This window comes from Streptomyces sp. NPDC050743 (assembly GCF_044456925.1).
GTDB lineage: Bacteria > Actinomycetota > Actinomycetes > Streptomycetales > Streptomycetaceae > Streptomyces.
Genome location: NZ_JBITGJ010000157.1, coordinates 1 through 11,538 on the forward strand (window position 1 = coordinate 1; position 11,538 = coordinate 11,538).

7 protein-coding genes and 1 riboswitch are annotated in these 11,538 nt (G+C 67.4%); of the genes, 1 reads left to right on the top strand and 6 read right to left on the bottom strand.

Annotated elements, in window-relative coordinates; all coding sequences use genetic code 11:
* Positions 1-92: 92 nt before the first annotated feature.
* Positions 93-629 carry a two-component system response regulator gene (locus tag ACIBJF_RS48675; RefSeq protein ID WP_399184325.1) on the bottom strand — a complete coding sequence of 179 codons (537 nt, stop codon included), beginning with the start codon at positions 627-629 and terminating at the stop codon, positions 93-95.
* Positions 630-673: 44 nt separating this feature from the next.
* Entirely contained in the window at positions 674-4,912 is a 4,239-nt protein-coding gene (locus tag ACIBJF_RS48680; RefSeq protein WP_399184326.1) for a HAMP domain-containing protein, read from the bottom strand.
* A gap of 360 nt (positions 4,913-5,272) precedes the next feature.
* On the opposite strand from ACIBJF_RS48680, the gene ACIBJF_RS48685 reads away from it, so the two are divergent.
* Positions 5,273-7,072, top strand: a complete 1,800-nt coding sequence (locus ACIBJF_RS48685) for a SpoIIE family protein phosphatase (RefSeq protein WP_399184319.1) — start codon at positions 5,273-5,275, stop codon at positions 7,070-7,072.
* A 35-nt stretch (positions 7,073-7,107) separates the two neighbouring features.
* Here the strand turns inward: ACIBJF_RS48685 and ACIBJF_RS48690 are convergent, their stop codons facing one another.
* From ACIBJF_RS48690 to ACIBJF_RS48705, 4 genes are all read right to left on the bottom strand, one after another.
* On the bottom strand, positions 7,108-7,230 hold the full coding sequence (locus tag ACIBJF_RS48690; protein ID WP_399184320.1) for a hypothetical protein: 123 nt from the start codon (positions 7,228-7,230) through the stop codon (positions 7,108-7,110).
* 1 nt (position 7,231) lies between these two features.
* Positions 7,232-8,065, bottom strand: a complete 834-nt coding sequence (locus tag ACIBJF_RS48695) for a hypothetical protein (RefSeq protein ID WP_399184321.1) — start codon at positions 8,063-8,065, stop codon at positions 7,232-7,234.
* A 16-nt stretch (positions 8,066-8,081) separates the two neighbouring features.
* Entirely contained in the window at positions 8,082-10,334 is a 2,253-nt protein-coding gene (locus ACIBJF_RS48700) for a hypothetical protein (protein WP_399184322.1), read from the bottom strand.
* Between the two features lie 369 nt (positions 10,335-10,703).
* Positions 10,704-11,186, bottom strand: a complete 483-nt coding sequence (locus tag ACIBJF_RS48705; protein WP_399184324.1) for a DUF3293 domain-containing protein — start codon at positions 11,184-11,186, stop codon at positions 10,704-10,706.
* Between the two features lie 43 nt (positions 11,187-11,229).
* Positions 11,230-11,345: riboswitch (SAM riboswitch) on the bottom strand.
* Between the last annotated feature and the right edge of the window lie 193 nt (positions 11,346-11,538).

The window sequence follows — 11,538 nt, forward strand, 5'->3', positions numbered from 1 at the left end:
ACCAGGGGCCTTACGTCTGCCCGGAGTTGGGAGTACACCACGAGACTCCCGGAGGCGATCACCCTCAGCGACCGTCGGTTACCGGGAAAGGCTCAATAAGCGTCGGTGCGCGCCCACAGATGGCGCACGGCACGCTCCAGAGCCGCGATGCGGTCGGCGAGTCCCGAGGTGTCTCCGCCCGGCTGGTTGTGGAGCAACAGCTCGACGTCGGCGAGCCGCGCAGAGATCTCCGCGAGCCCGGCCACGTTCTCTGCCGCCGGGCGCGCCGTCAGCTGGCGGTTCTTGCGGTGCAGGTCGAGGAAGACGTTGACCTTGGTGCGCAGCACCCACGGGTCGATGGGCTTGGTCAGGAAGTCGGCGACACCGAGGGCGTACCCGCGGTAGGCGTAGTCCGATCCGGCTTCGACTCCCGTCACCAGGATGATGGGCACGTCCTTCGTCTGGTCGAGGCGCTTGATGTTCGCGGCGGTCTCGAAGCCGTCCATGCCCGGCATCAGGACGTCGAGCAGGACCACCGCGAAATCCTGGCGAAGCATCGCCTTCAGTGCCTCCTCTCCCGAGCGTGCCCGTACCAAGTGCTGGTGGAGCGGCCCGAGTACGGCCTCGAGCGCGACGAGATTCTCCTCCATGTCATCGACGATGAGGATGCTGCACGGGTCAAGCGTGGCGGTGCTCACGTCTTGCGCTCCGGCGGATCGTGGTCGTGGCCCTCCGTGCTGTTGCCTTGCTGCGGCACGGCGCTGTCCGGGTCCGCCGCATGAGAGCCGTCCGGCGGGTCGAGCAGATCACAGACGACGGAAAGCAGGCGGTCGATGTTCACGGGTTTGGGGATGTAGTCGGAGGCGCCACTGTCGATCGCCTTCTCGCGGTCGCCGGGCATGGCCTTGGCGGTGAGCGCAATGATCGGCAGGTGAGCGAGCCGGGGGGTGCGCCGAATGGTGCGGATGGTCTCATATCCGTCCATTTCCGGCATCATGATGTCCATCAGGACCAGAGACACATCGGGGGACCGCTGCAGGACTTCGAGGCCCTCGCGGCCGTTCTCCGCGTATTTCACCGTCATGCCGACGCGGCCCAGCACATGGGTGAGCGCGAAGACGTTGCGGATGTCGTCGTCGACGATGAGGATGCGGCGCCCCGCCAGAACCCGGCCGGGACGCCCGCTGAGCCACTCCTTGAGCCGGGTCGTCTCGGGCCAGGTGTCCTCACGGGGGTCCAGGGCTCCGGTGCCTTCCCGGCGGAGCAGGTCGTCCGGGCGGGGGACCTCCGGGCTCAGGCTGTCCTGGCCCAGGGTGTCCGGGCTGAGGGTGTCGAGGACCAGTCTCTCTGGACTGGGGCTCCCGACGGTGTCGAACATGTCGCTCGGGATCGGTGCCGCGTCGTCGCCGGCCGTGCCGGCTGCGGTGATCTCCACGGCAGGCGCCGGTGGGACGGTGGCATCCGAGGCGCTGGATGCCCGCAGTTCCGCCCGGCTGCGCACACTGGGTACGCCCGGGTGGTGCGACGGAATGTAGAGGGTGAACCGGGAGCCCACACCCGGCTCGCTCTCGGCGACGATTCGGCCACCGAGCATCCCGGCGATCTCCCGGCTGATGGACAGGCCGAGGCCGGTGCCGCCGTACTTGCGGTTGGTGGTGCCCTCGGACTGCTGGAACGCCTCGAAGATCACCGGCAGCTTTTCGGGTGCGATGCCGATCCCCGTGTCCTCGACGGCGAAGGCGATGACGGCTTCGGCGCTCTTGAGCGTCTCCTCCTCGAACTGCTCTCTCGGCACGCGATCGACACGCAGTTCCACGCTGCCCGAGTGAGTGAACTTCACCGCGTTGGACAGCAGGTTGCGCAGGACCTGCTGGAGGCGCTGCTCGTCGGAGTAAAGCTCGCGCGGCACGTCCTCGCCGACCTCGATCTCGAACTGCAGTCCGCGGTCGACGGTGAGTGGCCGGAACGTCGCATGGACGTAGTCGAGCAGCTTGTTCAGCGGCAGTGTCTTCGGATGGACGTCCATCCGCCCGGCCTCGATCTTCGAGAGGTCGAGGATGTCGCTGATCAGCTGGAGCAGGTCGGAGCCCGCGCGGTGGATGGTGGTCGCGAACTGCACCTCTTGCTCGGAGAGGTGCCCGTCGGGGTTGTCGGCGAGCAGCTGGGCCAGGATGAGCAGCGAGTTGAGTGGCGTGCGCAGTTCGTGCGACATGTTCGCCAGGAACTCGGACTTGTACTGCGAGGCGGTCGCGAGCAGGGCGGCCTTCTCTTCCAGTTCGGCGTTGGAAATCTGGAGCTCGTCGGAGCGTTCGCGCAGCTCGGAGGTAAGGCGCTGGGACTGCGACAGCAGGGATTCGGTACGGGAGTTGGCGATGATCGTGTTGATCGAGACGCCGATCGTGTTGGCGAACTGGTCGATGAAGGCCAGGTGCACATCGCTGAACCTGCTGAGCGACGCCAGCTCGATGACTCCGAGGACCTGGTCCTCGAAGAGGATCGGCAGGATGACGACGCTGGCCGGACGCGCCGAGCCAAGCCCGGAGATGACGGTGATGTAGTCCGGCGGGGCGTCCGTGATGAGGATGCGCTGCTTCTCCTGGGCGGCCTGCGCGATGAGGCCGCGTCCGGGCGTGCCCGTACCGGGGAGCGGGCTGGTCCCGCCGGCCTGGTCGGTGCCGTACCCGGCGATGAACTCGAGGCCCTCCCCGGGCAACGCACCCGCCTCGGCCAGGAAGAACGCTCCGAACTGCGCATTCACCAACGGCGTCAGCTCGCGCAGGATCAAGTCGGCGACCTCCACCAGGTCGCGGTGGCCCTGCATGAGGGCGGCCATGCGGGTCAGGTTGGACTCCAGCCAGTCCTTGGCGCGGGTGGTCTCGCGGAGGTTGGACACCATCAGGTTGATGTTGTTCTTCAGCTCGGCGACCTCGCCCTGTGCCTCGACCGCGATGGAGCGGGACATGTCGCCCTGGGTGACCGCGCTGGCCACTTCCGCGATGGCGCGGACCTGAGTGGTGAGGTTCAGGGCCAGCTCGTTGACGTTCGTCGTCAGCCGCTTCCAGGTGCCGTATACGCCTTCGACGCGGGCCTGACCGCCCAGCCGGCCCTCGCTGCCGACCTCGCGGGCCACGCGGGTGACCTCGGACGAGAACGAGGAGAGCGTGTCGACCATCGTGTTGATGGTCGTCTTCAATTCCAGGATCTCGCCGCGCGCATCGACGTCGATCTTCTTCGACAGGTCGCCCTGAGCGACGGCGGTGGCGACCTGCGCGATATTGCGGACCTGCGAGGTGAGGTTGTCCGCCATGAAGTTGACGTTGTCCGTGAGGTCCTTCCACACCCCGGAGACGCCACGGACCTGGGCCCGGCCGCCGAGGTTCCCCTCGGTGCCGACCTCGCGGGCCACCCGCGTCACCTCGTCCGCGAACGCGCGCAGCTGCTCGACCATGGTGTTCACGGTCTCCTTGAGCTGCAGGATCTCGCCCCGCGCATCGACCGTGATCTTCTTCGACAGGTCGCCGTTGGCGACCGACGTGGTCACCTGGGCGATGTTGCGGACCTGAGAGGTCAGGTTCGACGCCATGAAGTTGACGTTGTCCGTCAACTCCTTCCACACGCCGGAGACGCCGCGGACCTGGGCCTGTCCGCCGAGGTTCCCCTCGGTGCCGACCTCACGGGCCACTCGGGTCACCTCGTCCGCGAACGCGGACAGCTGGTCGACCATCGTGTTGATGGTCGACTTCAGCTCCAGAATCTCGCCCTTCGCCTCGACCGTGATCGTCTTGCCGAGGTCGCCCTGGGCTACGGCGGTGGCGACCTGCGCGATGTTGCGGACCTGCGAGGTGAGGTTGTCCGCCATGAAATTGACGTTCTCCGTGAGGTCCTTCCACACCCCCGAGACGCCGCGGACCTGAGCCCGGCCGCCGAGCCGCCCCTCCGTACCGACCTCGCGGGCCACTCGGGTCACCTCGTCCGCGAACGCGGACAGCTGGTCGACCATCGTATTCACGGTGCTCTTGAGCTGCAGGATCTCGCCTCGAGCGTCCACCGTGATCTTCTGGCTGAGGTCGCCGTTGGCGACCGCCGTCGTCACCTGGGCGATGTTGCGCACCTGCGAGGTCAGGTTCGACGCCATGAAGTTGACGTTGTCCGTGAGATCCTTCCACACACCTTGGACACCCGGCACCTGGGCCCGGCCGCCCAGCTGCCCCTCTGTACCGACCTCGCGGGCCACCCGGGTCACCTCGTCGGCGAACGCGCGCAGCTGGTCGACCATCGTGTTCACCGTCAGCTTCAGTTCCAGCATTTCACCGGTCGCCTCGACCGTGACCTGCCGGGTCAGATCGCCGCGCGCGACGGCCGTCGTCACGACGGCGATGTCGCGGACCTGAGAGGTCAGCCGCGAGGCCATGGCGTTCACGGCCTCGGTCACATAGCGCCAGTCGCCCGAGAGCCCCTGCACCTTGGCCCGGCCGCCGAGCCGCCCCTCCGTACCCACCTCACGGGCGACCCGGGTCAGCTCACCGGTGAAGAGCGAGAGCTGGTCCACCATGCGGTTCACGCCGCGTCCCAGGCGCCGTAGATCACCATGGAGCTGGCGCTTGCCGTCGTGCAGCTCGACCCGTTGCGTCAGATCGCCGTCCGCGACCGCGTCCAGTACCCGCGTGGCGGTGGCCATCGGGACGACCAGCGCTTCCAGCAGCGTGTTCGCCGCGTCCACGCTCGTGGTCCACGCCCCGTGCCCGGGGCTCGCAGCGAGCCGCTCGTCCATCCGGCCCTGCCGCACCACTTCCCGGCGTACCCGCTCGAGCTCGGAGGCCAGATGCGCGTTACGCACGACGATCTGGTTGAACACCCCCGCCATCTCGGCGAGCACGCCTTCGTGCACACCTTCCATGCGTACCGTGAAATCGCCGTCACGGAAGGAATGCATCGCCGCGAGGAGCGGTCGCAGTTCGGCCGTGCGCACCCACTGCCCGTCCAGGCCGATGCCCGGCCTTTCCGCGGATCCGGCAAAGTCGACGGCGCCGGCGGATTCGGCGGGCGCTTTCGCGAGTCCCGCGTATTGCTGCTCAGAGGTGCCCGGAGCGGTATCGGGGGAATCCGAAGCGGTAGAAGCCGGATCAGACGAGGCCAGGTCGCGTGCCATGGAAACCCATTTCGATCATTGGGATGATTGCACCATATGCATCCTTCTGGGTGATTTAGACTACATTCATCCACTCGAGCGTCGGTAGTGAGCCGGGAGTCATCTGTGGGCCTGCCGCCTGACCTGCATCATTCGGTTTCACGGATGCGTGTGCCCGCGAACGAGTTCGCCTCTGCCGCCGCGCGACGGTTCGTACGCGCCGCTCTCACCGAGCGGACCACCTCGGCGGCTTTGGAGCACCCCGCGATCAGTGGCCGCTTGGTCGAGGACGCCGTGCTCCTCGTCAGCGAGCTCGTCACCGGCGCCGCCACGCCCAGGGGATTCGAGGTCGAGATCGCCTGCCGGATGCAGATCGGGGACGACTTCCCGAGCTCGTCCGCCCTGGCCGGGGCCGGGCAGACCACGGGGGTGGTGATCGAAGTAGTGCACCGCCATCCATCCCACGCCATCAGCACCGACCAGGACGTACAGAGCAATCTCCGCGGCCGCGGTCTGCAGCTGGTGCACGCGCTGGCCACCTCGTGGGGAATCACCTACCGGAACACCGAGAAGGCCGTGTGGTTCCAGCTGGCGGCCCCGCTCGAACCTGGTGACGAGGGTCGGGACGACGCGCCGGCCCCCGACACGCTTCCGACCACCCAGCGCAGCGGGCACCGCGGTCGCGGCGCCATATGGGCCGACCACGGCGGTGAGTCGCTCCTCGCCGAGGCGAGCGAGCTCCTCGCCGGCCAGTTGGACGAAAACATGGTCGCCGCACTCGCCGGGCAGCTTCTGGTCCCCAGACTCGCCGACTGGTGTGGCGTGTGGCTATCCACCGAATGCGGCGGCATGCGGCTGTCTCGCGTCTGGCACCGGGACGAGCGGCACATCGAAGATCTCCGGCTGGCGCTCGAGAAGGACCGTCCGCCGGCTGCCCGGTTCAGCACGACAGCCATCCCCTGGCCCTGGCCCGAAGACACGGATGCCACGGGCGCGGCCGGCTCGGCGCTGGCGTTTCCCCTGGTCGCGGGCCGCGAATGCCATGGCGTGCTGCTGCTCGGACTGAGCGGGCCGTCCCCGATGACCGACGCCGCCACGCGGCTCACGGAGGACTTGGTCCGGCGAGTGGCCCAGGCGGTGGTCACAGCCCGCCATTACACCCGCGAGCTGACCATCAGCAGGACACTCCAGAGCCGGCAGCTCCCCGCGTCCCTCGCAGTGATTCCGGGCGTCGACACGGCGATCGTCTACGAGCCGGCCGGTGAGAGCCAGACCGTCGGCGGGGACTTCTACGACCTGTTCCCGATGGGGGGCCGCCGCTGGTGCTTCCTGCTCGGTGACGTGTGCGGCCACGACCTGGTGGCGATGTCCGCCACCGGCCTGGCCCGACATCTGGTACGGCTGCTGGCCCGCGAGGGCCATGGCGTCGAGTCCCTGCTCAGCCGGCTGAATAGCGCGATGACCGAGGAGAGCGCAGAGGCGGTCTCGTTCGGCAGCGAGCAGGCGGGGCCGCGCTTCCTGAGCCTGCTCTACGGCGAGTTGGAGCCCGACTTGATCGCCGGCGGCGCGCGCTGCACGATCGCCAGCGCCGGACACCCGCTTCCCTTGCGGCTGTCGGCCGACGGCTCGGTGACACAGGCCGCCGATCCACAGATGCTGCTCGGCATCGACGAGCACGCGAAATTCCACGCCAACTCGTTCACCCTCGCACCGGGCGAGGCACTGCTGTGCGTGACCGACGGCGTGACCGAACGGCGCCGGGGAAGCCACCAACTGGACGACAACGACGGCCTTGCCGAAGTGCTGCGGGGGTGCGTAGGGCTGGGGGCGAAGGCCGTGGCGGAGCGGGTACGGCAGGTGACCCACGACTTCAGCACCGAACCGATCGAGGACGATCTCGCCGTACTCGTACTGGAGGCCGTGCCCATGCTCGGGCAGGCCGGGCACCAGGGCGGCACTTACTGATCGTTTCAGCATGAGACGTGCACGCTGGGCAGTTGTCAGTCGTCGAGGCGTTGAAGGCTCTGTGCGAACTCGCCGTTCTGGATCAGACCGGCGAGGACCTGGGCCATGTTGCTGATGCCGGCATCGCGGACGATGAGCCCGTTCGTTCCAACGCACATGTCAATCTTCGGCGTCCGGTGATGCGTGGACGCGGAGTTGGGCCTGCACTTTCCACCGGGTGTCATAGGCGAAGGTGACGCGGAAGGCATGACAGCGTTCATCTGCCGGGTTCCACGCGATGCCTTTGCCGTGTGGGCGGACAAGACGCCACACTCCGAGGACCGCGGAAGATGGGTCACAGACGCGCCCCCATGCGTGCTCGCCCCCGAGGCTTCTCAATCGCGGCTGGAGTACGTCGGACTCGCTGCCGTCGTGGGCGTGGAAGCAGCTGACCACGCCGTCGAGTAGAGCCTTGACGGCACCTGCCGCGCGCCGACCCGGAAGGTCAGGTCCCGCCACCGACAAGTCCAGCACGAAAGAGTCTGCCACTCGGTTTGCCCCAGGCCTTCCGATTCGTATCGTGGTACGCGGGCGCAGCCGCATCCACCATTCCCCTGGCGTCCGCGGCAGCCGGGCGCCAAGGTCGGCAGCGAGATCACCGATCACCACAGCGGCTTCTGGGTCGGGATCAGGTAGCGCCGAGACGAGGCTGTAGCGCACATGGTGTCGACCGTCGGTGCTGCTGCCGCGGCGGCAGACCAGCCCCGGGCCGAGCAGATGCCCATAGGAACCCGCTCCGATGTTGTACAGCAGGACGTTTTCCACGTCGACGAACGCGTCGTCCGGGGCGTCGTACTCAGCTATCAGCCCATACCCACGCTCTGGTTCAAGTGCCCGCAGCGCCAGCCGTAGTTCATCCCGGAACCTACGTTGCCACCCATTGGGTTCGAACGGCAGCCGCCTCACGCTCCAGGCTGACACCACGCTCGGAGTTGCTTCGATCTCGTAGTCCATCGCTCCATCGTCGTCGTCATTCCCCGCACACATCAAGGTCGCTTTCTGCGGTCATGGTCAGCAAGTCTCTCGGATCACATGGCTGGCCCATCAGACGCCTGATGTCCGGCCGTGCGATCTCGGCGAGGTATTCGTCGATGCGCTTGTGGACTGCAGACTCGTTGCCGTAGCGGTCACCAACTGCACGGAAGAACGTCAGACCTTCCTCGTCGTCCGGTGCGAAGCCGGCGAATACCATGACGTTCTCGTAGTGCTCAAGATCCCCCTCGAGAGCGGCCTCGGGAACTTCGTCGAGACCACCGATCAGGGCGTGGACGACGTTGGCCACGAACCGGGAGTTACCCGCCTGTTCGACGGCGAATCTGACCAGGTCTCCCCTCGACAACGTGAGATCCCTGTCCCAGTTCTCCTCGGAGAAGTCCTCCCAGTAGGCGTTGAGGCCCGGTCGTACCTCTCCTATGCTCTGGCTTCCCCGGCCGCTGGAGATGCCGCCGCCCTCGAAGTCGTAGAGCACCTCGAGGAAGCCACGGTTCAGCTGGATCTCCTCGTCGTCCACGGGGATCACCACCCAGTCACCGTCGACCGTGGCGGCAAGGTGCGGTGTGCCGTTGACGTCGAGGCGCAGCGGCGTCAGGTCGTCGTGTCGGCGGATGAAGTCCTCGTTCGCGCACTCGTAATCGTCCCAGTCCTCTCCGTACAGGTCCCCCCAAGTGTTCTTTGCGGGGCTGGAGGTGAAGCGGATGGCGTCGGCCACAGCGTGCGGGGCGGAAGCCGAGATGTCCATGGCGGCGGTGGGCGGGAAGGTGAGAAGGTCCGGGACCGCGGTGAGGGCGAGGGCCAGCGGATCGCTCCCGGGCGAGGGAGTGCCGAGCACGGTCACCGCCTCCCGGGTCAACCCCTCGTCCCTCAGCAGTTGCAGGACACCGTCACGTACACACAGTGCATACTCCGCCTCCTCGCCCTTGACGGGTGACACACAGACCGTCAGGAACGACTCGAGCGGCATGGTGGAGACGGCGTGCCGCCAATCCTTCCCGAACAGCGGAGGCCCCTCGTAGATGGCCACGAGCCTGTAGGCGTCGTCGTCCTGCCCCAAGGTCTGCGGCGGTTGCATGGGGAGGATCCCTGGCCGGGGGCCGCCGTAGTGCCGGATGATCAGTTCCCGGGGATCCGGGCCGGCACCCGCGTAGAAGGCGAGGGCGTGCCCCCGCGCGAGCAACTGGTCGTACCAGCGCAATTCCGCACGATCCCTGTCGTACAGGGATACCAGAAGGAACTGCCGCGCCCGGCGGGCGTTGAGCCGTTGTACGGGTGGCCAGGACACGTCCGCGTCCGCGCACAGCAGCGGGAAGGTATCCCCGTCCCCGCTTCCATCGGTTCCCTGCGGGGCTTGCCCGCACTCATCGTCCAAGTCGTCGTCCGACTCCTCGACATCGCCATGCGAGTGATCAAGAACGGTCTGCATCGGGCGGGGGTTGGGGAACACCGCCACCAGCGAGGCCGATCTGTAACGGGCGCTGAAGAGCTTGGTGCTGGGCTGCTCGAAGCGGTCCGCGGGGCGGGCCAGCAGGCGGCCGTCCGCTGTCCGGTAGAAGGCCACGTTGACCTCTTTCTCCAGCCATTCGTCGAGCTCGTAGGCCGAGCCCAGGTCCCCGTCGGGGGTGGTCTCAGCCGTTTCGAACAGGGCCTCGGCCCCAGTCCGGTCGACCGACTCCAGGCCCTCAACGGCCGCTTCCGCCGCCCTGAGCCGCTCGTCCTGTTTCTCGAAGACCCGGTCGGGGATGCTGACGCCGACGAGGTAACAGCGGTCGCCGACGGCTCGCCAGGCCGAGGTGAGTTCATAGGAAGCATCCAGGAGCACGCCCTCGGCGGCGTCGCAGACAAGGGCGTCGAGCTCCGCCTCCTCGCCCGGAACAATGCCGGAAGGCAGGTCCGGCACGGCAAGCACCTCCACGGTGTCGGCGTTGCCGGGCTGCTCCGAGATCACCACGATCGAGTAGGTGCCAGAGCTCTCGTTGCGCTCGACACGGGCGTACGGGGAGGTGATGGTGTCTTCGAGGTGCACGGGGTCCTCACCTTCCTTGTCGGGCGTCGTCTGGCCGGGCTGACCGGTGCGGACGGCGCTCCTTTTGCGCACCCGCAGATAGGGCAGGGCACGCTTGCGCACAGGATCGGCCGAGGCAGGCCTCCCACGCGGCCAGCGGCCCCCGCAGTCGGGGCAGGCGTACAGCGACGGCTCGGGGTGCACCTCGTGAACGATGACGTGCAAGGCCCGGTTGGTCACCGGGTGGCGACCGGACCCACGAGAGGCGCCGAGACCTGGCGGAGGTTCTGTCTGGAGTGATGCGGCGCAGTGCGGGCATCGCGGGGGTGGGGCTATGGCGGCACTCCTCAGGTCGGATCTGGTTCCGGTACAACCCGCGGCCGAGGGCGACCAGCCAGGTTGTCGGTTGAAAGCAGACGCGAGGCCCGGGCCGACAGTATTTGGGGCCGCAGAGCCGTTCAGGAGGCCGGTCGGGCGCCGTTCTTGGCGAACCGGACGACGCCCGTGGCGTGCTTTGTGCGGGTCAGCGCGGCCGCTCTCGAATCGGAGAAGGTGTCCATGTCACCCGAACGGTCGGAGTCGGGCTGGTTGGGGTCAGTCCTGCCGGGACCGCATGGTTGCCTGCCAGCCGCGTGTTGGTGCCCCTTCGGCTCCGAAGCAGGAAAGCAGCCTCCATGTCGTGTCCGACCAGGCAAACACCGCGTCCTGGCCGAACTGCCGGCCCAGTGCGCATGCTTCGCGGTCACTCAGGCCGACAATCGCTGCGCTCTCCTCCGTGTGCCGGCCTTCCGGGTCACCGCCGACAGCAGGCAACCACCGAATTCCCCGTCGGCGCAGCTGGTCGAGCAGCTCTTGGTGGGCGCGGTCGTTCTCCAGCCGGGATGTGAGGCCGCCACCAGGGTTGTGGGCCGTGATGACGTGGATGCTTCCCCCATGCGGGGCAGGAAACGAGCCGACCGCGGTCCCGCGCGGTGCCGGTGTCACTCGGACCGTTCCTTCGGGCAACTCGACATCCACCACGGCCTGCTGGTACTGAACCCACTGCGGTGTTCGGGCCATCGACATGTGAGCAGGCATGAGGTCTCCCTCCCAGGGGACCCCCTTACCCGCTGGGCAGGGAGATCCGCGCTTACCCCCACGGGATCGTGAAGGCCTGGTCTTCCCTGGAGGGCACCTTGCGCGGTGGGCGAGGTTGCCAGCCGACGTTCGTCCAGGGGCGCGATCGGCTTCGTGACCGGAACGGATGTTGACATAAGAACCGGTTGAAAGTCCAGTACGAGAAGGCATTGCCACACCTCACCTTGAGCACTGGTGTCGGCGACGGCTGCAAAGTGGACCAGTGAGCCTTTCCCGGTAACCGACGGTCGCTGAGGGTGATCGCCTCCGGGAGTCTCGTGGTGTACTCCCAACTCCGGGCAGACGTAAGGCC